Below are 24,747 nucleotides of genomic sequence, written 5' to 3'. Positions count from 1 at the left end.
TTCGGGTTTCCCGCGACACATAACCGGTTGCGACGACACGCCGTCGGGGGTCGCACTGGTTTATGTCTGGTGAAATCGCGGCCGGTGAGGCGGCGGTCAGCAGCCCCCGAAAAGGCACCATCAGCCACACCAGCATCGAGCGTATGAGCAGCCCCGCACGTTTCTTGACGCTTGTCGGAGGGCGGGTGTTTACTCCGAGTAGATCGAACATACTTTCGAACACCCGAGGATCGGAGGCTCGTCATGACTGCGGCTTTCGCCACCGATCGACTCCCGGAAAACCGCGCTGACCAGCTGGAATCGCTTCGCCGTCGGATGGCCGAGATGTCCGGGGCGATCGTTGCCCGCGCGGATGACCTGCTGCCGGACGGCGAATCCCGGCTGGCGCTCCCGCAGTGGCTGGCGGACGCGCTGCCGGTGGCATTGCCGCGCGGATCGGTGGCCGTGCTCTCGGGGGCGCGGTCACTGCTGCTGAGCGTGGTGGCCGCGGTGACGGCGGCCGGGGGCAACGCGGCCATCGTCGGTCAGCCGGACCTCGGTCTGCTGGCAGCCGCGGAGATGGGGGCGGACCTGAGCCGGCTCGCGGTGATACCGGACCCCGGCACGGATCCCGTGGAGGTGGCCGCGGTGCTGATCGACGGCATGGATCTGGTGGTCCTCGGGCTGGGCGGCCGCCGGGTCCCGCAGACCCGGGCGCGGGCCGTGGTGGCGCGGGCCCGCAACAAAGGGTGCACCCTGCTGGTCACCGACGGTGACTGGCAGGGGGCGCCGACGCGGCTGGAGGCCCGGGTCTGCGGCTACGAGATCACGCCCGGCCGCCGGGACAAACCGGCGCCCGGATTCGGGCGGATCGCCAGGGTGCGCCTCGAGGTCGGCGGGTTGTGCGCGGGGCGGACGATCCCCCGGGTGCGGGCCGGGTGAGCACGGATGGGTATCAGGGCCTCCCGGGTGCTGGCGATCTGGTGCATGGACTGGCCCGCGGCCGGGAGGCGGCGGCGCGGTGCCCGCAACTGCACGTCGCGACCGCCGACGCCGACCGTGACGCCCGCTTTTTCGAGGGGGTCGTCGCGGCGGTGGACGATCTGGTGCCCCGCGCCGAGGTGCTGCGGCCCGGTCTCCTGGTACTGCCCGTGCGCGGGGCGGCGCGCTATTTCGGGTCCGAGGAAGGCGCCGCCGAGCGGCTGGTCGACGCGGTGGCCGCCGCGGGTGCCGAGTGCCAGGTCGGCATCGCCGACCAGTTGTCCACCTCGGTCTTCGCCGCGCGGGCGGGCCGCATCGTCCCGCCGGGGGGCGACGCCAAGTTTCTGTCGGTGCTGTCGATCCGTCAGCTCGCCACCGAGCCGAGCCTGTGCGGTCCCGGCCGGGACGACCTGACGGATCTGTTGTGGCGCATGGGAATTCGCACGATCGGGCAGTTCGCCGCGCTGTCGGCCGCCGACGTGGCGTCCCGGTTCGGCGCCGACGGGGTGGCCGCGCACCGGTTGGCCCGCGGCGAGCCCGAGCGCGGACCGTCCGGGCGGGAGCCGCCGCCCGAACTGGAGGCCGTGCTGGACTGCGACCCGCCGGTCGACCGGGTGGACGCCGCGGCGTTCGCCGGGCGCTCACTGGCCGGGGCGCTGCACCAGAGGCTGATGGCCGCGGGGGTGGGCTGCACCCGGCTGGCCATTCACGCCGTCACCGCCAACGGGGAGGAGCTGAACCGGGTGTGGCGGTGCGCGGAGCCGCTGACCGAGGACGCCACCGCGGACCGGGTGCGCTGGCAACTGGATGGGTGGCTGAGCAACCGGAGGCGGGAGTCGCGGCCCACCGCGGCGGTGACGCTTCTGCGGTTGCGGGCGGTCGAGGTGGTGTCCGCCGAGGCGCTGCAGCTGCCGTTGTGGGGTGGGTTGGGGGAGGAGGACAGGCTGCGGGCCCGGCGGGCGCTGGTGCGGGTGCAGGGCCTGCTCGGCCCGGAAGCGGTGCAGGTGCCGGTGCTGTCCGGCGGTCGCGGGCCGGCTGAGCGCATCACGTTGACCCCGCTGGGCGACGAGCCGGCGCCGCACGCCGACCCGGGGCTGCCGTGGCCCGGGCAACTGCCCGGGCCCTCGCCGGCGGTGCTGCTCGACGATCCGGTGGAATTGCTTGACGCCCAAGGGAATCCGGTGCGGGTGACCGGCCGGGGGATGTTCTCCGCCGAGCCCGCGCGGCTGACCGTCTCCGGCAAAGACGAGGCGCTGCGCTGGTGGGCCGGCCCGTGGTCGGTCGACGAGAGGTGGTGGGACCCCGGAACTACCGGAGGGAGCCGAACCGCCCGTGCCCAGGTCTTGCTGGAGCGCGAGCGGGCGTTGCTGCTCTGCTACCGGCAGCGGCGCTGGTATCTGGAGGGAAGTTACGAGTGAGGAGGCGCCCCAACCTGTTCGGCGCCCGAAACGCCGCACGCGGATAGCGGGTACCTTGGGTTGAAAACGGCCATTCCTCCTCCCGGGGTTGGTCGCTTAAAGTTGACATAACAGCATGCCGTGGGGGAGCGGCGCTGGCTCCGCGCGAACTGGGGGCGTACGTGTACGAGGCAACCTGCCGTCATTGTGGGAAGTCGATAGTCCAGCACCCGTCGGGAACCTGGGTTCCCCGGGAGGGCTCGGTGGACACCGATCCCACCGGCATCTATTGCCAGGCCGGTCGACGGCCCGACGTGCTGCACGAACCCATGCCGTCCGGACTGCAGGGGGCGCCGCGGTGGATGTCGTCCGGCCCCGCCGAGGACGGGGCAGCGCGGGACCGTGCGGGCGACGATGCGGCCCATGACGATTCACCGCGCAAGAGCAGGTCGGTCCGTGGTCGCGACGCGGACGCAACGGGTAACCGGCTGAAGCGTCCGCAGTTTCGCACGTGGGCCCGTGGGCGGGAAGCCCATCGCCACGAGAGCCGGTGACGGCTCAGCGCGCCCGCACCGCCTCCGCCCGGGCCATCAGCCGGCGACCCCCGGGCAAAGCCCCGATGACGGTGCGGGCCAACCGGTCACGACCGCGCACGGTCGTGGTCCGGGCTTCGCCGGCGTTCAGATGCCGCCACGCCAGCCCCGCCCACAGCGCGGCGACGACGCCGTCGACGATGCCGCCCCGCGCCCGGCGGCGGTCCGCCGCGGCCAGGCCGAACGCGGTCATGGAGTGCACGGTGTCCACCCAGATGCCGGCGGCCAGCACCTCCGGGCCGGGGTTGATGCCCGAGAACGACGCCTGCACCAGGTGACGCGCCCCGAGGATGCGGGTCACCACCAGCGCCTTGCGATCGACCTCCACGCCGTGGATGTGGTTGAGCACGCCGGCGGGCGCCGCCATCAGCACAGCACCCCAACCGGCGCGCAACAGCTCGAAGCCCCGGAATTTCATGCGTTCAACCTCCTCGCGAAAGAACCGACCCGATCGACGAACCGGTCGAAGAACGCCGCCGGGTCGACGTCGACACCGAGGAGCGCGTTGGGCTCTCGGCCGCCCGACCGGTCGGCGATCGTGATGCCGCGGGCCGGGCTGTCGGCCAGCTCGACGTCGACCGTCGCGGCGCGGGTCGCGACCAGCCCCGGGTCCACCGCCACCGCGGCGGCCAGCGGGTCGTGCATGAACGCGACGTAGCCGTGGCCGCGTTCCGCGTGGGATTCGAAATAGAACCGCATCGCGTCCTGGAGCACTCCTAGCAACGGGCTCGGTCCCGCTTCGGCGGCCAGCCGGGCCAGGATGCCCGGCGTCATCGCGACGCGCCGGGTCAGGTCCAGCCCACAGACGATCGGGAGTTGCCGCCGCCCGGCCCAGCCGGCGAAGACCTCGCTCGCCGCGTCGGGGTCGACCCGGATGTTCCATTCCGCCATCGGGTTGGCCTCAATGTCGGGGTCCCCGAACACACCGCCCATGATCACCAGCCGCTTCAGCAGCGTCGGCAGCTCGGGCTCGGCGCGCAGCGCCAGCGCCAGGTTGGTCAGCGGCCCGGTGACGAGCCCCACCAGCGTCCCGGGATGGGCGCGGGCCGCGCCAATCCACGCGGCGGTGGCGTCGTGGCCGGTGAGCCGAAGCCGGGTGCCGGGCAGCTCGGCATAGCCCAATCCCTTGGGGCCGTGGAACTTCGACTCGCGCGGCCACCGGCCGCGCAGCGGCTCGTCGGCGCCCCGCGACACCGGAATGCTTGTGGCCCGGCATAATTCGAGCAACCCCAGGTTGTTGGCGCAGACCTGCTCGACGCGGATGTTGCCACCGGTGGAGGCGATCCCGACGACGTCGACGCCGGGGCTGGCCAGCAGATAGACCAGCGCCATCGCGTCGTCAATGCCGGTGTCGGCGTCGACGAAGACGGCGGTCATGGCCAACGCGACGCGAAGGTGATCACCAGGACGTCACGCTGCGCGGGCCCGGAGTTGTCGATCGGCCGGATCGTGGAAACGCTGTGCAGGGTGCGTCGATCGTCGCCCAGCAGCAGCGTGCCGGGCTCGGCCAGCGTCCTCGTCAGCAACGTCCGGTGATCGCCGTCGCACACCCGACTCTCGCCGCCGATGGCGTTGCGCCGCCCGATCAGCAGGGAGCTGACCAGCGTGACCCCATCGCGGTGCAGGCCCTCGGGGGTCGGCTGGCCGTCGCCGTAACCGGAGGCGCCCGGCGAGGAGCGGGTGCGAAACGGATGCACCTTGACGTTCCATTCCGCCGCGTCGTCGAGTGGCTCCAAGGCTTCGGCCACCCGGGCCAGCAGGCCCACCACGGACCGCAACAACCGATCGCGGGCGAATTCCACGGTCAGCGGCTCGAAGACGCGGTCCTTGCCGATGTAGAGGGGATTGGAGTCGTCCGGCTGGGCGAACACGCTCGGCGGTATCGGGCGCATGGCCCCGTCGCGAAATCCGTACTGGCCGTAGCGGCGCAGCCGCGTGACCCCCAGCTCCGCGGCGTAGGGGTCGGGCACCAGGTCTTCCCAGTGCCGGGCGAACCGGATCCATTCCTCCCGCCCGACGCCCAGGCTCCGCGCCACGTCGAACGAGGGCATCAGGCAGGCGCCCGTCGTGGCGACGGACCGGGCGGCGGCGGTCACCGGGTCGGCGCCGGTCCGGTTGTCGCAGACGGTCACGGCGCTGTGGATACCGCAATCCGGTGCCGCCAAAACGCCACGACGTTCACCAATGCACCCCGGGTACCAGGCGCACCAACCGCTTGACCGGCCGTGGTGTCCTGCGCACACCGCGCGCGATGGCACGCGCCGGCCGCCGCGGCCTGCGTCGTTCAGGTGGCGGGGCGGCCGGCTCGGCGGGCAACCCGCGGGCTGCCGGCGAATCGGGATAGCCCAGGTACAGCTGGTGGAGGATGCGCCTGGAGGTTCGCGGCGCGAAGTAGTGGCCGACTTCGGCGAGCGTGCCCAGCGGGGTGTCGATGCGCGCCGGCTTCTCCACCAGCCCGCGCACCACCATGGCGGCCGCCCGCTCCGGGCTGATCGCGGGCACCGGGTTGAGCCGGTGCGACGGCGCGATCATCGGCGTACGAACAAGGGGCATATGGATGTTGGTGAACGTGATGCGGTCCGAGAGCGTCTCCGAGGAGAGCACGTCGGCGAACGCGTCCAGGGCGGCCTTGGTCGGCAGGTACGAGCTGTACTTGGGGTTGCGGGCCTGCACGCCGGCGCTGGAGACGTTGACCACGTGACCGAAGCGGCGTTCGCGCCAGTGCGGCAGCAGCGCCAGCACCATCCGCACCGCCCCGAAATAGTTGACCGCCATCACCCGCTCGTAGTCGTGCAGGCGCTCGGTGGAGTTGACCACCGAGCGTCGGATCGACCGGCCGGCGTTGTTCACCAGGTAGTCGACGTGGTCGAAGCGGCCCAGGATGTCCTTGATGGTGTGCTCCACCGACGTCGTGTCGGTGACGTCGCACGTGAAGGCGTGCGCGTCACCACCGCCGGCGCGGATCTCGGCGACCAGGCCGTCGAGCGCCTCGGCATTGCGGGCCAGCGCGAAAACCGTTGCGCCGCGCTCGGCGACGGCGATCGCCGACGCTCGGCCGATGCCGCTGGATGCCCCGGTGATGATGACGTGCCGGCCACGCAGGGGATCGCCGCGGCGGGCGCGGTCGGGGTCGAGGTGCTCGGCCCAATAGCGCCACAGCCCGGGGGCGTAGGACGCGAAGTCGGGCAGGTCGATACCGGTGCCCCGCAACGCCCTTCGGGTCTGGTCGCTGACGAATGTCGGCTTGAGGTCCACGAGGTCGAAGACCTCGGCCGGCAGCCCCAGCTGGGTGGCCGCCATGTTGCGCAGCACCCGGGCCCGCCCGCGCGCGTTCAGCACCGGGGCGGCCACCGCGGCGGGCAGTGACCCCCGCGCCGGCGGTAGCCCGGCCGCCTTCGCGACCCCGCGGTAGATGTCGCGCAGCCCAACGGTTTCGGGCGCGGTGAGATGGAAGGTCCGGCCGTCCGGGCCGTCGCAGTGCATGAGGGCGACCAGCGCGTCGACGACGTAGTCGACCGGCACGATGTTGGTGCGGCCGGTGTCGGGCAGCAGCATCGGCGTCACCGACGGCAACGCGGCCAACTTGGCCAGCACACCGAAGAAGTAATACGGGCCGTCGGCCTTGTCCATCTCGCCCGTGCGCGAATCGCCCACGACCACCGCCGGCCGGTAGACGCGGTAGCGCAGGCCGGACGTCGACCGCACGAGCATCTCGGCCTCGAACTTTGTCCGGTGATAAGGCGTCGGCAGCCGCTGGCCGACGTCGAAGTCGTCCTCGGTGTACTCGCCGGGAAAGTCACCGGCCACTGCGATCGAGGACACGTGATGCAGCGTCGAATCCAGGCGCCGGGCCAGGTCGATGACCGCGCGGGTGCCCTCGACATTCACCGCCCGCTGCTCGGGTTCGCCGGCGGTGATGTCGTAGATGGCCGCGCAGTGCACGACGTGGTCGACGTGCCCGAGGTCGGCGATGGACTCGTCGGTCAGCGCCAGGCCGGGCAGCTCGCCGACCAGCGGCTTGACCCGTCGGCCCCAGTCGGCCGCCAGGCGCTCGAAGCGGCTCAGCGACTGTCGGCGTACGAGGACCCACACCTCGGCGTCGGGCCGGATTTCCAGGAGCCGACTGACGACGCGGCGACCAATAAACCCGGTACCGCCGGTAACGACATACCGCATCAGGCCATCGTGGCGGCTTGGGGCGAAATGGTCAACCGCCCTGGCCGGGGCTCAGTTCGAGAAGTTGCGGAGGCCGTCCCAGTCCACCAGGGTCCACCCGTTCACCGGGTTGCCGGTGATCACGACGCGGCCGACGTTGGGCAGGGGGTGGCTGGTCGCCAGGCTGTCCTTGGCGTTCTTGGTGTTCATCAGCGTCCAGAACATGATCGAGTACAGGTGCGAGAACACCACGGGCTTGCTGTTGCCGCTGTTGTAGATCTTGTCGACCGCGGCGGTGAAGCGCTCGTTGAACTGATTGCCGCTGACCGAACCCGGGATGCTGTCCTGTCGATCGCCGTTGAGCCAGTCCACGGGCGCGAGCATGTACGTCGACGGGGCCATCGTCACGGGTTTGCCCTCATACCACCCGGCATCGATCTCCTGCAGGCCCTGGAGCACCTCGACCTGCTTGCCGAGTTCGGCGGCCAGCGGGGCGGCGGTTTGTTGGGCTCGCACCATGGTCGACGCGTAGACGGCGTCGTAATCGTGATGGGTGTGCGCCAGTTGCTGCGCCTGGGACTCGCCCTCGGGGGTCAGGCCGGGCCCGGGAACGCTGGTGTCGATGGTCCCGCTGGCGTTCGACTGGGACTGCGCGTGCCGAATGAACGTGAGGGTGATGCTGCGAGCCTGCGGTGATCCGCCGCAGCCGCCGACGATTACCGTTGCGGCGAGCACGGCCGCCGCTTTCCAGATCAGGCTCCCCTTGCGCATGACGATAGCCTGCCCTGCGTGATGCTTCGGTGGGAAGGGTTTGCGATGGTTGCATTCGAAAACTGCTTGGAAGGAGCCCCCCATGGCCATTGACCCGAGCGCCGTCGGCGCGGTGACGGAGCCGATGCTGTTCGAATGGAAGGACCGGGAGACGCTGCTCTACGCGCTCGGGGTCGGCGCCGGGCTCGACGACCTGTCGTTCACCACCGAGAACAGCCACGGCATCACGCAGCAGGTGCTGCCGACCTACGCGGTGATCTGCTGCCCGGCGTTCGGGGCGGCCGGCAAGGTGGGAACGTTCAACTGGGCCATGCTTTTACACGGGTCGCAGGGGGTCCGGCTGCACGCCCCGCTGCCGCCCGCCGGCAAGCTGTCGGTGGTCAGCGAGGTCGCCGACATCCAGGACAAGGGCGAGGGCAAGAACGCGATCCTGATGTTGCGCGGCCGCGGCACCGACCCGGATTCGGGGGAGCTCGTCGCCGAGACGCTCACCACGCTGGTGATCCGCGGCGAGGGCGGATTCGGGGGACAGCCGGGGCAGCGGCCGGTCGCGCCGGAGTTCCCGGACCGCGAGCCCGACGCGCGCATCCCGCTGCCCACCCGCGAGGACCAGGCGCTGATCTATCGGCTGTCCGGTGACCGCAACCCGCTGCACAGCGACCCCTGGTTCGCCCGCGAGATGGCCGGGTTCCCCAAGCCGATCCTGCATGGGCTGTGCAGCTACGGGGTGGCGGGCCGGGCGCTGGTCGCCGAGCTGGGCAAGGGCGTGGCCGCGAATGTCACCGCGATCGACGCGCGATTCAGCTCGCCGGTGTTTCCCGGCGAGACGCTGACCACGCTGATCTGGCGCACCGAGCCCGGCAAGGCGGTGTTCCGCACGGAGGCGAGTGGCGCCGAGGGTTCGGACGCCCGCGTGGTGCTGGACGACGGCGCGGTGGAATACGTGGCGGGCTGACCAGCTAGGTGCCGTCGTCAGTCAGCTGCCGGGCCAGCCGCCCGGTGAACTCGCTGACCTGGGCGGGGCTGTCCAGGGCGAATTTCGCGGCCGTGGTGCGGTCGCCGTCTTCGCCGTGGCGCACCAGGATCGGGACGCCGCGAACATCGCCCTGCAGCACCGCGTCGAACGCGTCCTCGTCGGTGATGTCGTCGCCGACGTAGATCGGCACCAGGGCATGGGGGCTGGATTCCCGCAGGTGTTCCATCACCCAGCACAGCGTCTTACCCTTGTCCCAGTCCATATCCGGGCGCAGTTCGATCACCTCGCGACCGGTGGTCACCCGAAGCTCGTCGCGCCGGCCCGCCGCGCGCACCGCCGCCGCCACCTCGCCCACCCGGTCGCGGGCGGCATTGCGATAGTGCACGGCGACGCCAAAGCGCTTGTGCTCCACCAACACCCCGGGAATGGAGCCGAGTTGGTCGCGCAGCTCGGCGGCCGCTCGCTCCAGCACGGGGATGGCCGCGGCCGCGGCGTCGTTCTGGTGGTGGGTGCCATCGGGCGCCGTGAGCTCGAAACCGTGGCTGCCGGCATACCAGATGCCCGGCAGGCCGATGCGGGCGGTCACGTCGGCGAGGTCGCGGCCGGACAAGATGGCGACCGGGCACCGTGCGGCCAACTGCCGCAACGCCTCCGCGGCGCCGTCGACCAGGCACGCCGCGTCGGGGTCGTTCACGATGTCCGACAGCGTGCCGTCGAAGTCGTAGAACACCGCCGGCCTGCCGTCCCCCAGGCCCTGCGCGGCCAGGGCGTCGGGCAGTTGCGACATCCTGAGATCCCCGGTCCGCACGGCGATGTCGCTGAGGTCGGCGACGGCGGTGTCGGCTCCGGCGGCCCGCAGGGCGTCGCGCTGCTCCGTCGCGCCTTGGCCCCTTGCCACGCCGACGACCAACGCGAACCCGGCGGCGCGGGCGGCCCGGACGCCGGACACGTCGGTCGCAACGACGACACACCTGCCGGGCCGCACCGCCAGGCGCGTGGCCGCCTCGACCGGATCCCCGACGACCACGGCGGCGAACAGGTCGCCGACGCCGGCCGACGCCAGCGCTTCGGGGTGTTCCGGATCCGCCGACAAGACTCCGGTGCCGATCCCGACGGCCCGCAATTGCCGGACCAGGTCAAGGGCGGACTCCGACGGGCTGCCCTCGGCCGCCACGGCGTCGAGGTCGAACAGCACCGCGTCGTGGCGGCGGGCATCGATGGTGACGGGCATGGACACACCTTCTCAGGTGCGCCGGCCCGCGGCCAGGTCAGGTGCCATCCCTAATGATTCGAACATACTTTCGATACACTGTCGTCCGTGGGATGGTTCAACGGGCCGCCGAGCTGGGCGGAAATGGAGCGCGTGCTCGACGGCAAGCCGCGCCATGCCGGCGCGCCGGTGTCGGCCACGCCGGCCGACGAGGCCCCCCGCTCGCCCAGGCGCGCGGCGTATCGCCCGCCGGCCGACGGCAAACGGGAGCGCTCGTTCGTTCCCTACGCCGAGCTGCACGCGCATTCGGCGTTCAGCTTCCTCGACGGGGCCGGCACCCCGGAGGAGCTGGTCGAGGAGGCCGCGCGGCTGGGCCTGCGCGCGCTGGCGCTGACCGACCACGACGGCCTGTACGGGGCGGTGCGGTTCGCCGAGGCGGCCGCCGAACTCGACATCCGCACCGTGTTCGGGGCCGAGCTGTCTTTGGGGCGTCAGAGCCGCGAAGGCGGCGACATTGGGGTCTGTGCCCGCACCGAGGTGCCCGATCCGCCCGGCCCGCACCTGCTGGTGCTGGCCCGCGGCCCGGAAGGCTACCGGCGGCTGTCGCGGCAACTTGCCGCCGCCCACCTGGCCGGCGGCGAGAAGGGCAAGCCGCGCTACGACTTCGACGCGCTGACCCAGGCCGCCGGCGGGCACTGGCACATTCTGACCGGCTGCCGTAAAGGCCATGTGCGACAAGCGCTTTCCGGCGGCGGTCCGGAAGCCGCGGAACGGGCCCTGGCCGACCTGGTGGACCGGTTCGGCTCCCAGCGGGTCAGCATCGAGCTGACCCACCACGGCCACCCGCTCGACGACGAGCGCAACGCCGCGCTGGCCGCGCTGGCGCCGCGCTTCGGTGTCGGCGTGGTCGCCACCACCGGGGCGCATTTCGCGGGCCCGTCGCGCGGCCGGCTGGCCATGGCGATGGGCGCCATCCGGGCGCGGCAGTCGCTGGACGCCGCCGCCGGGTGGCTGGCCCCGCTGGGCGGCGCGCACCTGCGGTCCGGCGAGGAGATGGCCCGCATGTTCGCGTGGTGTCCCGAGGCGGTGAGCGCCGCCGCCGAGCTCGGCAAGCAGTGCGCGTTCGGGCTGGCCCTCATCGCGCCGCAGCTGCCGCCGTTCGACGTGCCCGACGGGCACACCGAGGACAGCTGGCTGCGGCAGCTGACGATGACGGGGGCGCGGAACCGCTACGGGCTCCCCGATGCCGCGCCGCGGGCGTACGCCCAGATCGAGCACGAGCTGAAAGTCATTGCCCAGCTGCAATTTCCGGGATACTTCCTGGTGGTGCACGACATCGCCCGGTTCTGCCGGGAGAACAACATCCTGTGTCAGGGCCGGGGATCGGCGGCCAACTCCGCGGTCTGCTATGCCCTGGGTGTCACCGCGGTGGACCCGGTGGCCAACGAGCTGTTGTTCGAGCGCTTCCTGTCGCCCGCCCGCGACGGGCCGCCCGACATCGACATGGACATCGAGTCCGACCAGCGCGAAAAGGTCATCCAGTACGTCTACGACCGCTACGGCCGCGACTACGCCGCCCAGGTCGCCAACGTCATCACCTACCGGGGGCGAATCGCGGTGCGCGACATGGCGCGCGCCCTGGGCTTCTCCCAGGGCCAGCAGGACGCGTGGAGCAAGCAGCTCGGCCACTGGAACGGGCTCGCGGATTCACCGGATGTCGAGGGCATCCCGCCACAGGTGGTCGAGCTGGCCAACCAGATCCGGAATCTGCCGCGGCACATGGGCATTCATTCCGGGGGAATGGTGATCTGCGACCGCCCGATCGCCGACGTGTGCCCGGTCGAGTGGGCGCGCATGGAGAACCGCAGCGTGTTGCAGTGGGACAAGGACGACTGCGCGGCAATCGGTTTGGTGAAGTTCGATCTGCTCGGGCTGGGCATGCTCAGCGCGCTGCACTACGCCATCGACCTGGTGGCCGAGCACAAGGGCATCGAGGTGGACCTGGCCAAACTCGACCTGTCCGAACCGGCGGTGTACGAGATGCTGGCCCGCGCGGACTCCGTCGGCGTCTTCCAGGTGGAGTCGCGCGCGCAGATGGCCACCCTGCCGCGGCTGAGGCCGCGGATCTTCTACGACCTGGTGGTGGAGGTCGCGCTGATCCGCCCCGGGCCCATCCAGGGCGGGTCGGTGCACCCCTACATCCGGCGGCGCAACGGGCTGGACCCGGTGGTCTACGACCATCCGTCCATGGAGCCGGCGCTGCGAAAGACGCTGGGGGTGCCGCTGTTTCAGGAACAGCTGATGCAGCTCGCGGTCGACTGCGCCGGTTTTAGCGCCGCCGAGGCCGACCAGCTGCGCCGCGCGATGGGTTCCAAGCGTTCCACCGAGCGCATGCGCGGGCTGCGGGGCCGGTTCTACGAGGGCATGCGCGCGCTGCACGGCGCCGGTGACGAGGTGATCGACCGGACCTACGAAAAGCTGGAGGCCTTCGCAAATTTCGGCTTCCCGGAGAGCCACGCGCTGTCCTTCGCGTCGCTGGTGTTCTACTCGTCGTGGTTCAAGCTGCACCACCCGGCGGCGTTCTGCGCGGCGCTGCTGCGCGCGCAGCCGATGGGTTTCTACTCGCCGCAGTCGCTGGTGGCCGACGCGCGCCGGCACGGCGTGACGGTGCACGGCCCGGACGTCAACGCCAGCCTGGCCCACGCCACGCTCGAGCACGCCGGAACCGAGGTGCGCCTCGGACTGGGGGCCGTCCGCCACATCGGCGACGACCTCGCCGAGCGGCTGGTCGAGGAGCGAAACACCAACGGCCCCTTCACTTCCCTGCTGGACCTGACCGGCCGGGTGCAACTTTCCGTGCCGCAGGCCGAGGCGCTGGCGACGGCCGGGGCGCTGGGTTGCTTCGGCATGTCCCGGCGGGAGGGGCTGTGGGCGGCCGGGGCGGCCGCCACGCAACGTCCGGACCGGTTGCCGGGGGTGGGTGCCCACGGTGCTGATGGGTCGCACATCCCGGCGCTGCCGGGAATGAGCGAGCTGGAACTGGCCGCGGCCGACGTGTGGGCCACCGGCGTTTCCCCGGACAGCTACCCGACGCAGTTCCTGCGCGAGGACCTCGACGCGCTGGGCGTGCTGCCCGCCGAGAAGCTGCTGAGAGTGCCCGACGGCGACCGCGTGCTGATCGCGGGCGCGGTGACCCATCGGCAGCGGCCGGGGACCGCCCGGGGGGTGACGTTCCTCAACCTGGAGGACGAGACCGGGATGGTCAACGTGCTGTGCACGCCGGGGGTGTGGGCGCGGCATCGCAAGCTGGCGAACAGCGCCCCGGCGCTGCTGGTCCGCGGGCAGCTGCAGAATGCCAGCGGCGCGATTACCGTCGTGGCCGAGCGGTTGGGTCGTATCTCCCTGAGCGTGGGCTCGAAATCCCGCGACTTCCGCTGAATTCCCGCGCGAGGTATGCCAATGCGGCGGGTCGCGGACAAACCCGAAACGTCGCGCCGACGTGGTGATCAGGCTAACCGCGCATCGCACGGATCAGGCCTTGACCTGGCCGCTTCTTCGCGCCAGCAAAATCGGAAAAGTCGACACCGCGAATCCGTCGCGTCGTAAGCTGTCGAAAAGCGCGAATCGGCTGCGATTCAACCTTTCCCGGGAGTCGAAATGAATTTCAGGCTTGCTCGCCATTGCGCCGCAATATTGGGTTGTGTTGCGGCGTTTGTGATTCCCCCTGCGGCCGCCGGCGCCGATCCGCCCGATCCGCACCAGCCGGACATGACGAAGGGTTACTGCCCGGGCGGTCGATGGGGTTACGGCAATCTGGCCGTGTGCGACGGCGAGAAGTACCCGGACGGGTCGTTTTGGCATCAGTGGATGAAGACCTGGCTCGTCGGGCCCCAGTTCTATTACGACTGCGTCGGCGGCGACGAACCCCTTCCGGGCCCACCGCCGCCCGGGGGCTGCGGCGGGGCGATTCCGCCCGATCAGCCGCCGCCGGCCTGAAGGCCGACCCCGGCCGCGCGCACGTCAGCCTTTCGCAAACCCCTTGTGTCAGTTCGGCACTCATGTGCCGGGAGTAGTCTGCCCCCATGACCCTCAACTTGTCCGTCGACGACGTCCTGACCACCACCCGCTCGGTGCGCAAACGCCTCGACTTCGACAGGCCCGTCGGCCGTGACGTGTTGACGGAGTGCCTCGAACTGGCGCTGCAGGCGCCGACCGGTTCCAATTCGCAGGGCTGGCACTGGGTGTTCGTCGAGGACGCCGACAAGCGCGAGGCGCTCGGCGAGATCTACCGGTCCAACGCCCGCGGCTACCTCAGCTCGCCCGCACCCGACTACAGCCAGGGTGACCTCCGCGGGGAGCGGATGGGCAAGGTGCGGGATTCGGCCAGCTACCTCGCCGAGCGCATGCACGAGGCGCCCGCGCTGCTGATCCCGTGCATCGAAGGACGCGAGGACAAGTCGCCGCTGGGCGGGGTGTCCTTCTGGGCCTCGCTGTTCCCGGCGGTCTGGAGCTTCTGCCTGGCGCTGCGCTCCCGCGGGCTCGGCACCTGCTGGACGACGCTGCACCTGCTCAGGGACGGCGAACAGCGGGCGGCCGAGGTGCTCGGCATTCCTTACGAGAAGTACAGCCAGGGCGGCCTGTTCCCGATCGCCTACACCAAGGGCACCGACTTCCGGCCGGCCAAGCGCCTGCCCGCCGAGCAGGTCACGCACTGGAACGGCTGGTAATCACACCGCCCCGGGGTACCCCTGCTGGCGCCACGCCTCGTATACGGCGATGGCCGCGGCGTTGGACAGGTTCAGCGACCGCCGGCCCGCCAGCATGGGTATGCGCACCTGCTGGGTGACGTTCGGGTCGGCCAGGGTCTCGGCGTCCAACCCGTCGGGCTCGGGCCCGAACATCAACACGTCGCCGGGCCGGTAACCGATGTCGGCGAATCGGCTGGACGCCTGCGCCGTGAACGCGAACACCCGCGCCGGCAACAGCGCCTGCCACGCCGCCGGCAGCGACGCATGTACGGTCACCGACGCCAGGTCGTGGTAGTCGAGTCCGGCCCGCCGCAACTGGGGCTCGGACAGGTCGAACCCCAGCGGCTCGACCAGGTGCAGCTCGCAGCCGGTGGCCGCCGCGGTCCGGATGGCATTGCCGGTATTCGGCGGGATGCGCGGGGAAAAGAACAGCAGCCGGAACATCTGCCGATCATGGCAAAACGCGCCGCGGTGTTTGCCATGGCGCCCGCGCTCGCACACCCCCCGCCCCACAGAGCTGTCTCTGCTCAGTAACGATTCTGGTGAGCCGAGCGCCGGGCTGTCATACTCGTGAAATTGCCACATTGACCGCTCGCGCCCGTCTGCGCGCGGCGGGTGGGAAATAAAGCAGGAAGTTTCATGAGCCTCTCGTATTCAGCGCGCAGGGCGGCCGTTCGAGCGGCCGCGGCGACGTGACCATGTTCGACCGCCCGGCCCATCCGGCCGAGGCGGCGCAGCCCGCGACCCCGCCGCCGCCCCGGCGGCGCCGGTCAAACGCCCGCCGTCCTGGGCGCCGAGCAACTGGCCCGTGCGCTGGAAAGTCCTGGCGATCGTGCTGGTCCCGCTGATTCTGGCGACGGTCCTTGGGACGCTGCGGATCCACACCGCGATGGCGGGCGCCGGCGAACTGCGGCTGGCCGCCGCCCGCGCCGACGTGGTGCCGGCGATCACCAAGTACATGTCGGCGTTGGACGTCGCGCTGCTCGCCGACTCGACCGACCGCGACGTCGAGGGCGCCAAGAAGAACTACGACGCCCGCAAGCACGAACTGCAGCAGCGGCTGGCCGACACCGACGTGAGCCCCGACGTCCGTTCCGGCGTGACCACCCTGCTGGGCGGGGGGCAGTCGCTGCTGGACAAGGTGGCCGGCAACAGCATCGGTTTGCGCGACCGCGTCACCACCTACGCGCCGATCCTGCTGACGGCCGAGGACGTGATCAACGCGTCGGTGCGGGTCGACGACGAGAAGGTCCGCGCCCAGGCGCAGGGCCTGAGCCGCGCGGTCGGGGCGCGCGGGCAGATGACCATGCAGAAGATCCTGGTGACCCGCGGCGCCGACCTGCCCGAGCCGCAGTTGCGGACGTCGATGATCACCCTGGCCGGCACCGAACCGTCGACCCTGTTCGGGATGAGCGAAGTCCTCGGCGCCGGCTCGGCGGACGCCAAGGCCCTGCAGCAGCAGATGGTTACCCGGATGGCGCTCATGTCGGACCCGGCCGTCCCGCTCGTCGACAACGCCGACCTGCTGCGCTCGATCCAGACCACCGACGACATCGCCGAGCAGGTCATCACCGACGCCACCGCGTCGGTCACCAAGTCGGTGCACTCCGCGGCCGCCGATCGGCGCACCGCCGCCATCGTCGACGCCGTCGTGGTGCTGACCGCGATCGTCGTGGCGCTTGCCGTCGTGCTGCTGGTGGCCCGCGCTCTGGTCCGGCCGCTGCGCGTGCTGCGCGACGGCGCGCTCAAGGTCGCCCACACCGACCTCGAGGATGAGGTCGCCCGGGTCAAGGCCGGCGGGGTGACCCCGACGCCGGAGCCCCTGCCGGTGTACACCACCGAGGAGATCGGCCAGGTCGCCCATGCGGTCGACGAGCTGCACACCCAGGCCCTGCTGCTGGCCGGCGACGAGGCGCGGCTGCGGCTGCTGGTCAACGACATGTTCGAGACGATGTCGCGGCGCAGCCGTTCCCTGGTCGACCAGCAACTGCAGCTCATCGACCGGCTGGAGCGCAACGAAGAGGACCCCGAACGCCTCGACAGCCTGTTCCGCCTGGATCACCTCGCCGCGCGGCTGCGCCGCAACAGCGCCAACCTGCTGGTGCTGGCCGGCGCGCAACTCGCCCGCGACCAGCGCGACCCGGTGCCGCTGTCGACCCTGATCAACGCCGCCGTGTCCGAGGTCGAGGACTACCGGCGGGTGGACGTTGTCGCGCTGCCCGACTGCGCGGTGCTCGGTGCGGTGGCCGGCGGCGTCATCCACCTGTTCGCCGAGCTGATCGACAACGCCCTGCGCTACTCGCCGCCCACGACGACGGTCCGGGTGTCCGCCGCCCGCGGCGGCGACGAGGGGGTGGTGCTGCGGATCTCCGACTCCGGGCTCGGCATGAACGACGCCGACCGGCGCATCGCCAACATGCGGCTGCAGGACGGTGGCGACGTTACCCCGGACAACGCCCGCCACATGGGCCTGTTTGTGGTCGGCCGCATCGCCGCCCGGCACGGCATCCGGGTGGGGCTGCGCGGTCCGGCCGCCCACGAGTCCGGTTCCGGCACCACCGCCGAGATCTACCTGCCGCCCACGGTGCTCGAGGGCGCCGCGCCGGCCGTGCAGCCGGAGGCCACCCCCGTCGCGGCGTCCGCCGCCCACCCCACCACCGTGTTTGCGGCGCCGCAGGGCGCCCGAGAACCCCGGCCGGTCCACCACAACGGTTCACAGGATCCCGAGCAGCCGGTCACGCTGCTGCCGCGACGGGACCCGGGTTCCAGCGGCATCACGGAGGTCCCCGCCGCGCCGGCCGAGCGGCAACCGCAGCCGCCGCGGCGCGAGCCGCCCACCCCCTGGTGGGAGACCGCGAAACCGGCCCCGCAGAGCAGCCCGCCGGCGGCGCCCGAGCAACCCGTGGCCCCGGCGGCGTCGGACACCTCGGCGTTCTTCGCCGCGCGGTCAAAGGCTTCGGCTCCGGGCGCCGGTGACCGCGCGTCCGTCCCCGAGGCGCGCACGCGCCCGGCGGCGCCGGCCGACCCGGCCGACGAGGACGTGATCTACCGGCGGATGCTCTCGGAGATGCTCGGCGACCCACACGACCTCGTCAACACCCCCGACCTCGACTGGCAGTCGGTGTGGGACCGCGGCTGGTCGCTGGCCGCGGAGGCCGAGGAGAAGCCCGTCGAGACGCGCACCGCCGGGCACGGCCTCCCGGTTCGCAAACCGGGCGAGCGGCTGGTCCCGGGGACGGCGGCCGGCGAGGCCGACGACGAGGCGTCCAACGGCCGCCAACCCCGGCACTCCGAACCCCTGGCGCGCGACCCGGAGGCCGTGCGCGCCTCGTTCAGCAACCATTTCGGCGGCGTGCGCACGGGGCGCTCGCACGCCCGCGAAGAGGACCGCGAATGACGTCACCCTCCAATTCGCTCGATTGGCTCGTGACGCGGTTCGCCCGCGAGGTACCGGGGGTCGCCCACGCCCTGCTGGTGTCCGTCGACGGGCTGCCCATCGCCGCCAGCGAGCACCTGCCGCGCGAGCGGGCCGACCAGCTGGCCGCGGTGGCCTCGGGCCTGGCCAGCCTCGCCGCCGGCGCCGCGCAGCTGTTCGAGGGCGGCCACGTGCTGCAGTCGGTGGTCGAGATGCAGAACGGCTACCTGCTGCTCATGCGGGTCGGCGACGGCTCGAACCTGGCCGCGCTGGCCGCGACGTCCTGCGACATCGGCCAGATCGGCTACGAGATGGCGCTGCTCGTCGAACGGGTGGGCGGCATGGTGGAGTCCTCCCGCCGGTCCTTCACCCAGCAGTGAGCCCGTGAGAGCCCGATGGACGAACACGAGCACCGGCCGGTCGGGCGCGAGCCGAGCCTCGTCCGTCCCTACACTCTGACGGCGGGACGCACCCACACCGAGATCGACCTGCCGCTGGAAGCGCCGGTGCAAAGCCTGCGGGCCGGTGTGGCGCACCAATGGCCGCCGGACGATCCGAGGGGCAAGATCGTCGAGCTGTGCGTGAGCAGCCCGTCGGTCGCGGAAATCGCGGCCCGGCTGGATCTGGCGATAGGTGTCGCGCGCGTCCTGATCGGCGATCTGGTGCTGTCCGGTTACCTTCGGGTGCATAGGACATTGACCGAGCGGTCGACCCGGGACGAGCGCTACGAACTCATAGGAAGGACCCTGCGTGGCCTTAAAGCACTCTGAGGGGGAGGCGCACGCGTCGACGAAGATCGTCATCGCGGGCGGCTTCGGTGCCGGAAAGACCACGTTCGTCGGCGCCGTTTCGGAGATCATGCCGCTGCGCACCGAGGCGATGCTCACCGACGCGTCGGCGGGCGTCGACGCGCTCGAGGCGACCCCGGACAAGCGGACCACCACCGTCGCCATGGACTTCGGCCGGATCACGCTGGACGAGGAGCTTGTCCTGTACCTGTTCGGCACCCCGGGCCAGCGCCGGTTCTGGTTCATGTGGGATGACCTGGTGCGCGGCGCGATCGGCGCCATCATCCTGGTCGACTGCCGGCGGCTGCAGGACAGCTTCGCGGCGGTGGACTTCTTCGAGCACCGCAAGCTGCCGTTCCTGATCGCGGTGAACGAGTTCGACGGCGCCCCGCGGTACCCGGTCGCCGAGGTCCGCGAGGCGCTGACCCTGCCGCCGCACATCCCGGTGATCTCGGTGGACGCCCGCGATCGCCGGTCGGCGACGGACGCGCTGATCGCGGTGAGCGAGTACGCGCTGGAAACGCTGGCGGCCAGCTGAGCGCTTCAATGCCGCAGTCGCAATGGGTCGACCGCGAGTTCGGCGGGGACGACTTCACCGACGCGGACCTGAGTCGACTGCGCACCGAGCGGACCGTGTTCACCGCGTGCAACTTCCGCGGCGCCAACCTGGCCGAGTCACACCACCGGGGCTCGGCGTTCCGCAATTGCACCTTCGAGCGGACCGTGCTGTGGCACTCGGTGTTCGAGGGGTGCAGTCTGCTCGGTTCGGTGTTCGTCGACTGCCGGATGCGGCCGATCACGTTCGACGACGTGGATTTCGCGCTGACCGTCCTCGGCGGCAACGACCTGCGCGGCGTCGACCTGAGCGGCTGCCGGCTGCGGGAGGCGAGTCTGGTCGGGACCGACCTGCGCAAGGCCGTGCTGCGCGGCGCCGACCTCGGCGGCGCGCGCACGAGCGGTACCCGGCTGGACGGCGCCGACCTGCGGGGCGCGACGGTCGACCCCTCGCTGTGGCGAACCGCGGCGCTGACGGGCGCCCGCGTCGACGTCGGGCAGGCCGTGGCTTTCGCTCAGGCCCACGGGCTGCGGTTGGATAGCTGAGCCGTCAGCGCCGCAGCCGCAGGCGCCACCGCACGACGACGGAGTAGATCACCGACAGCGCGGCGAGCATGCCCATGTCGAGCAGCCACGCGCCGGGGGTGTGCTTCCAGTGGCTGTCCTTGGGACTCAGCGTGCCGGGCACCAGCTTCCACAGGTCGACCGTGGACGCCGACGCCGCGTAGCCCCAGCGCGACGGCATGAACCACGACATCTGGTCGAGGAAAACACGGTCCGTGATCGGCACCATGCCGCCGCCCAGCACCAGCTGCAGCATCAGCGACACCACCAGCAGCGGCATGATCTGCTCGTTGGAGCGGGCGATCGACGACAGCACCAGCCCGAGGATCGCCGAGGCCACGCACGTCGCGGCGACGGTGACGAACAGCTCCAGGCTGGCGTTACCGAGCACCACCGCCGGCTGGCTGGGCGCGCCCTTGCCCACGAGCACGATGCTTGTCGCGATCGCCGCCTGCACGATCGCGAACACGCAGAACACCGCGGTCTTGGCGCTCAGGTAGGCGCCGGTGGACAGGCCGACCGCCTGCTCGCGCCGGAAGATGGCGCGCTCGCCGATCAGGTCTCGGATGGTCAGCGCCGTGCCCATGAACACCCCGGCGATGGACAGCAGGGTCAGGATCTGCGCGGCCTCGTCGGGGGTCTCGCTGGTCGGCGCGGCGACGCCGAAGCCGGTGCTGCCCGGAACGGTCAGCGACAGCGCCCCCAGGATGAACGGCAGCACCGCCAGAAAGGCGAAATAGGCGCGGTCGGAGACGACCAGGCGAACCTGGCGGCGGGCGATCGTGGAGAACTGCCGACGGATGCTGGTGTGCGCCGGGGCGCCCAGGTCGGCCGGCGCCGCTTTCTGCGCCGCCGGCGGGCGCTTGTTCCGCGCCAGGAAGCGGCGATTGGCCTCGTCGGGGTCGGCGCCCACCTTGGCGAAGATCTGGGCCCAGTTGGTGGTGCCCATCGCGTCGCCGATCTGGCCGGGCGGGCCCAGGTAGGCCGTCTTGCCGCCGGGCGCCATCAGCAGCACCTGGTCGCACACATCGAGGTAGGTGAGCGAGTGGGTGACCACCAGCACCACCCGGCCGGCGTCGGCGAGCTGGCGCAGCATCGTCATGACCTGCAGGTCCAGCGCGGGGTCCAGGCCCGACGTCGGCTCGTCGAGGATCAGCAGCGACGGCCCGGTCAGCAGCTCCAGCGCCACCGAGGCGCGCTTGCGCTGCCCGCCGGAGAGCTTGTCGACGCGGGTGTCGGCGTGCGGGGTGAGGCCCAGCTCGTCGAGCACCTCCGCCACGACCTGGGCGCGGTCGGCTTGGCTGGTGTCGGGCGGCAGCCGCAGTTCGGCCGCGTAGCCCAGGGCCTGGTTGACCGTGAGCTGGCGGTGCACGACGTCGTCCTGCGGAACCATCCCGATCCTGCTGCGCAGCGACGCGTACTCCGCGTGGATGTCGTGGCCCTCGAACGTCACCGCGCCGGCTGTCGGCGTCGCGTACCCGGCGATGAGCCGAGACAGCGTCGTCTTGCCCGCACCGGACCCGCCGATGATGGCGGTCAGTGTTCCGGGCCGGGCCGTCAGGGAGATCCGCTCGAGCAGGGTCTTGCCGTCGATGGCGAAGTCGACGTCGTGCACCTCCAGGCCCCCGGTCCGGGTCGCCGCCTCCCCGCGGCGCACCAGCGCGCCGCCGGTGAACACCAGGTCGACGTTGCCGATGGTCACCACGTCGCCCTCGGCGAGCACCGCGGAGCCGACGCGGATGCCGTTGACGAAGGTCCCGTTGATGCTCTGAGCGTCGCGGATCTCCACGCCGATGGGCGTCGGGGTGACGAAGGCGTGGTGGCGCGAGGCCAACACGTCGTGGACGACGATGTCGTTCTCCAGCGAGCGGCCGATCCACGCCGTGCCCGTCACGGGCTCCCGCAAATCCGCTTTCCCGGCGGCTTCGATTCTGGTCGTCGGGAACTCGGCGACCTCGCCGGTCACCCCGATCTGGGTCGGCGGGCTGCGGAATGGCGGTGGTGCGCTGGGGGTCGGTGTCACGCGGCGGCGGCGTCGCCCTGGCCGCGGCCTGCGGTTGCCGCCATGACCGCGACGGTGGCGGTTCGCCGGGCGGCGCGATCACCGGGATCGACTCCGTCGTCATCGGCAGCACGCCGACGGACCCGTTGTGGTGGCCGACCTCGAAGGTGATCAGCGGCCCGTCCGGCTTGCCGATGCTGACCGACTGCCCGTCGGTGATCTCGAGCGCCGGGACGCGGTCGCCGTTGACGAAGACGCCGTTGAGCGAGTTGTTGTCCACCGCGGTCCACCTGCCGCGATCGAAGCGCAACAGCAGATGCGCCCGGGCGACCAGGGGATGCGCCACGCGGAGGTCGGCGCGCACGTCGCTGCCGACGACGATGTCGCGGCCGGGCGCGAAGCTGACCTGCGACCGGCCGGATCGCACCGTCAGCACGGGCTGAGCAGGCCGATTCATTCGTCCCTCGGGGCAGCGGGTTGGCTGGCCGCGGATGACGGTGCCAATTCAGCGCCGCCTCAGTGCCGCTTCAGTCGGATGTGCCATCGGACGAAGCCCGTGTAACCCATGGACAACACCGCGAGCATGGCGAGATCGAACAGCATGACGTGTGTGGAGTGCTGCCAGATCGGGTCGTTCGTCGGGATTTGCTTGACCTTCACCAGACTCGGGAAGTCGATCGACGACGCCCCCGCGGCGTAGCCCCACCGTGCCGGTGTGAGCCACGCGAGCTGCTCGAGCCCGACGCGCTGGTAAACCGGGATCATCCCGCTCGACAACACCAGCTGCGACATGATCGAGACCACCAACAGCGGCATGATCTGTTCGTTGGACTGCGCCACGGCGGACAGCAGCAGCCCCAGCATCGCCGACGCCACACAGGTGGCCGCCACGGTCACGAACAGCGCGAACGTCGAGTTGCCGAACAACGGCGGATGCGCCGTGGGCGCGCCCTTGCCGAGCTGCACGATGAACGTCGCGACCGCGGCCTGCGCCGTCGCGAAGACGCAGAACACCGCGATCTTGGCGAGCAGGTAGGCGGTGGTCGACAGGCCGACGGCCTGCTCCCTGCGGAAGATGGCGCGCTCGCCGATGAGATCTCGGATGGTCAGCGCGGTGCCCATGAAGACGGCGCCGATATTCAGCAGCACCATGATGTACTGCGGCTGCGTCGGCGCGGGGCCGAGCGGGTCGGCGGGACCGAGACCGGGGTTCGGGCCTTTCACCGTCAGTGAAAGCGCGCCGATGAGGAACGGCAAGACCGCAAGAAAGATCGTGTAGCCCCGGTCCGAAATGACGAGCCGGACCTGGCGGCGGGCGATCGTGGAGAGTTGGCGCCACAGGTCGGTCTTGGGTGGCTCGCCCAGGTCCGCCGGGCTCTGCGGCGAGGGCGGCTGCTCCACGTGTTGGGCGCGTTCGCGGAAGCGGCGGTTGGCCTCGTCCGGATCGGCGCCCACGTTGGCGAAGATGTCGGCCCAGTTGCGGGTGCCCATCGCGGCCTCGACCTGGTCGGGGGGCCCGCAGAACGCGGTCTTCCCGCCGGGCGCGATCAGCAAGATCTGGTCACACACATCCAGGTAGGACACCGAGTGGGTGACGACCAGCACCACGCGGCCCGCATCCGCGAGTTGACGCATCATCAGCATGACCTGCCGGTCCAGCGCCGGGTCCAGACCGGACGTGGGCTCGTCCAGCAGCAGCAGCGACGGCTGGGTGAGGAGCTCGAGCGCGACCGACGCGCGCTTGCGCTGGCCGCCCGACAGGTTGTCGACTCGGGTGTCGGCGTGCCTGGTCATGTCCAGCTCTTCGAGCACCTGAGCGACGATTTGGGCCCGCTCCTGCTTGCTGGTGTCGGGTGGCAGGCGGAGTTCGGCCGCGTAGTTCAGGGCCTGGTTGACGGTCAGCTGCCGGTGCACGACGTCGTCCTGTGGGACCATTCCGATCCGGCTGCGCATGTTCGCGTACTCGCGGTGGATGTCGTGACCTTCGAAGGTCACGGTGCCGGACGTGGGGTTGTTGTAGCCGACGATCAGCCGCGAGAGCGTGGTCTTGCCCGCGCCGGAGCCGCCGATGATCGCCGTCAGCGTCCCTGGCCGCGCCGTGAGCGAGACATGGTCGAGGAGCTGCTTTCCGTGGTCGACGGTGTAGCACACCGCGTTGACCTCCAGGCCGCCGGTGCGAGTGGCCGCCTCGGTGCGCCGCACCAGGGTGTCGCGGGTGAACACCAGGTCGACGTTGCCGATCGTGACCACGTCGCCCTCGGTCAGCAGCGCCGACCCCACCCGGACACCGTTGACGAACGTTCCGTTGACGCTGTGCGCGTCGCGGATCTCGGTGCCCAGCGGGGTCTGGGTCAAGAACGCGTGGTGGCGCGAGGCCAGGACGTCCTGAATGACGATGTCGTTGTCGGTGGAGCGGCCGATCGTCTGAGCGCCCGACGGTTTCTGCATCGCCCCGGACCGCGACGGCAGCAGCGCGTTGAACATCTTGGTCGCCAGATTCGACATCTCCGGCGGCTTGGCCACGCTGGCCGACATCTGCGTGGCAGGCACGCCGGCGGCCATCTGTGGCTGCTGGAAACTGCCCGGGGGCGGCGCGCCGGGCGGATACGCCGC

Annotated in this window: 20 protein-coding genes and 2 pseudogenes; 12 read left to right on the top strand and 10 right to left on the bottom strand. The window is 71.1% G+C overall.

The genetic code is table 11. The features are described 5' to 3' along the window. The first annotated feature begins 243 nt into the window (after positions 1-243). From BN971_RS24015 to BN971_RS24855, 3 genes are all read left to right on the top strand, one after another. Positions 244-921 carry a hypothetical protein gene (locus tag BN971_RS24015; RefSeq protein WP_085180136.1) on the top strand — a complete coding sequence of 226 codons (678 nt, stop codon included), beginning with the start codon at positions 244-246 and terminating at the stop codon, positions 919-921. Continuing rightward, a complete protein-coding gene (locus tag BN971_RS24010) occupies positions 882-2,378 on the top strand; it encodes a DNA polymerase Y family protein (protein WP_428978080.1) in 1,497 nt (498 codons plus the stop codon). Before BN971_RS24015 ends, BN971_RS24010 begins: the two co-directional genes overlap by 40 nt. Positions 2,379-2,620: 242 nt before the next feature. Continuing rightward, on the top strand, positions 2,621-2,911 hold the full coding sequence (locus tag BN971_RS24855) for a hypothetical protein (RefSeq protein WP_139027170.1): 291 nt from the start codon (positions 2,621-2,623) through the stop codon (positions 2,909-2,911). Between the two features lie 4 nt (positions 2,912-2,915). On the opposite strand, the gene BN971_RS24005 is transcribed toward BN971_RS24855, so the two are convergent. From BN971_RS24005 to BN971_RS23985, 5 genes are all read right to left on the bottom strand, one after another. Continuing rightward, positions 2,916-3,368, bottom strand: a complete 453-nt coding sequence (locus tag BN971_RS24005) for a hypothetical protein (protein WP_085180137.1) — start codon at positions 3,366-3,368, stop codon at positions 2,916-2,918. After that, a complete protein-coding gene (locus BN971_RS24000; RefSeq protein ID WP_085180138.1) occupies positions 3,365-4,327 on the bottom strand; it encodes a nucleoside hydrolase in 963 nt (320 codons plus the stop codon). Before BN971_RS24000 ends, BN971_RS24005 begins: the two co-directional genes overlap by 4 nt. Then, the gene (locus BN971_RS23995; protein WP_085180178.1) at positions 4,324-5,001 is read right to left on the bottom strand and encodes a 2OG-Fe dioxygenase family protein; all 678 of its coding nucleotides are present in this window, start codon (positions 4,999-5,001) and stop codon (positions 4,324-4,326) included. Before BN971_RS23995 ends, BN971_RS24000 begins: the two co-directional genes overlap by 4 nt. A gap of 127 nt (positions 5,002-5,128) precedes the next feature. Next, positions 5,129-7,126 carry an SDR family oxidoreductase gene (locus BN971_RS23990; protein WP_085180139.1) on the bottom strand — a complete coding sequence of 666 codons (1,998 nt, stop codon included), beginning with the start codon at positions 7,124-7,126 and terminating at the stop codon, positions 5,129-5,131. A gap of 51 nt (positions 7,127-7,177) precedes the next feature. Further along, the gene (locus BN971_RS23985; protein WP_085180140.1) at positions 7,178-7,876 is read right to left on the bottom strand and encodes a histidine phosphatase family protein; all 699 of its coding nucleotides are present in this window, start codon (positions 7,874-7,876) and stop codon (positions 7,178-7,180) included. Between the two features lie 82 nt (positions 7,877-7,958). Here BN971_RS23985 and BN971_RS23980 point away from each other — a divergent pair, with 82 nt between their 5' ends. Continuing rightward, positions 7,959-8,831, top strand: coding sequence for a MaoC family dehydratase (locus BN971_RS23980; protein WP_085180141.1), 873 nt, complete (start codon positions 7,959-7,961; stop codon positions 8,829-8,831). 4 nt (positions 8,832-8,835) lie between these two features. Here BN971_RS23980 and otsB read toward each other — a convergent pair whose 3' ends face one another. Further along, positions 8,836-10,083: a trehalose-phosphatase gene (otsB, locus tag BN971_RS23975; RefSeq protein WP_085180142.1), complete on the bottom strand. Its 1,248-nt coding sequence runs from the start codon at positions 10,081-10,083 to the stop codon at positions 8,836-8,838. Positions 10,084-10,170: 87 nt separating this feature from the next. Here otsB and BN971_RS23970 point away from each other — a divergent pair, with 87 nt between their 5' ends. The 3 genes from BN971_RS23970 to BN971_RS23960 all read left to right on the top strand — a co-directional run bounded on the left by BN971_RS23970 (position 10,171) and on the right by BN971_RS23960 (position 14,789). After that, positions 10,171-13,500, top strand: coding sequence for an error-prone DNA polymerase (locus BN971_RS23970; RefSeq protein WP_085180143.1), 3,330 nt, complete (start codon positions 10,171-10,173; stop codon positions 13,498-13,500). Between the two features lie 219 nt (positions 13,501-13,719). Beyond that, entirely contained in the window at positions 13,720-14,058 is a 339-nt protein-coding gene (locus BN971_RS23965) for a hypothetical protein (RefSeq protein WP_085180144.1), read from the top strand. Positions 14,059-14,144: 86 nt separating this feature from the next. Further along, entirely contained in the window at positions 14,145-14,789 is a 645-nt protein-coding gene (locus tag BN971_RS23960; RefSeq protein ID WP_085180145.1) for a nitroreductase family protein, read from the top strand. Here BN971_RS23960 and BN971_RS23955 read toward each other — a convergent pair whose 3' ends face one another. Then, on the bottom strand, positions 14,790-15,254 hold the full coding sequence (locus BN971_RS23955; protein WP_085180146.1) for a tRNA (cytidine(34)-2'-O)-methyltransferase: 465 nt from the start codon (positions 15,252-15,254) through the stop codon (positions 14,790-14,792). A 248-nt stretch (positions 15,255-15,502) separates the two neighbouring features. Between BN971_RS23955 and BN971_RS23950 the strand changes: the two are divergent. The 5 genes and pseudogenes from BN971_RS23950 to BN971_RS23930 all read left to right on the top strand — a co-directional run. Next, positions 15,503-17,428: pseudogene (locus tag BN971_RS23950) on the top strand (sensor histidine kinase); the annotation flags it as partial. A 775-nt stretch (positions 17,429-18,203) separates the two neighbouring features. Continuing rightward, complete coding sequence (locus BN971_RS23945; RefSeq protein ID WP_085180148.1) at positions 18,204-18,605, top strand: serine protease inhibitor; 402 nt, start codon at positions 18,204-18,206, stop codon at positions 18,603-18,605. 15 nt (positions 18,606-18,620) lie between these two features. Next, the gene (locus tag BN971_RS23940) at positions 18,621-18,995 is read left to right on the top strand and encodes a DUF742 domain-containing protein (RefSeq protein ID WP_085180149.1); all 375 of its coding nucleotides are present in this window, start codon (positions 18,621-18,623) and stop codon (positions 18,993-18,995) included. After that, positions 18,976-19,551 carry a GTP-binding protein gene (locus tag BN971_RS23935; RefSeq protein ID WP_085180150.1) on the top strand — a complete coding sequence of 192 codons (576 nt, stop codon included), beginning with the start codon at positions 18,976-18,978 and terminating at the stop codon, positions 19,549-19,551. The genes BN971_RS23940 and BN971_RS23935 overlap by 20 nt, the downstream gene beginning before the upstream one ends. An 8-nt stretch (positions 19,552-19,559) precedes the next feature. Continuing rightward, entirely contained in the window at positions 19,560-20,114 is a 555-nt protein-coding gene (locus BN971_RS23930; RefSeq protein WP_085180151.1) for a pentapeptide repeat-containing protein, read from the top strand. 4 nt (positions 20,115-20,118) lie between these two features. Here BN971_RS23930 and BN971_RS23925 read toward each other — a convergent pair whose 3' ends face one another. From BN971_RS23925 to BN971_RS23920, 3 genes and pseudogenes are all read right to left on the bottom strand, one after another. Beyond that, positions 20,119-22,155, bottom strand: coding sequence for an ATP-binding cassette domain-containing protein (locus BN971_RS23925; protein ID WP_428978079.1), 2,037 nt, complete (start codon positions 22,153-22,155; stop codon positions 20,119-20,121). 229 nt (positions 22,156-22,384) lie between these two features. Continuing rightward, positions 22,385-22,591, bottom strand: a pseudogene (locus BN971_RS26820) (FHA domain-containing protein); the annotation flags it as partial. A gap of 59 nt (positions 22,592-22,650) precedes the next feature. Then, the coding region (locus BN971_RS23920) for an ATP-binding cassette domain-containing protein (RefSeq protein WP_211704245.1) at positions 22,651-24,747 on the bottom strand (2,097 nt) is incomplete at its 5' end.

Origin of the sequence: Mycobacterium bohemicum DSM 44277 (assembly GCF_001053185.1) — a bacterium.
Lineage (GTDB): Bacteria > Actinomycetota > Actinomycetes > Mycobacteriales > Mycobacteriaceae > Mycobacterium > Mycobacterium bohemicum.
Note: the sequence above shows the minus strand (reverse complement) of the source record. Positions and strands in the feature narration are given on the sequence as shown.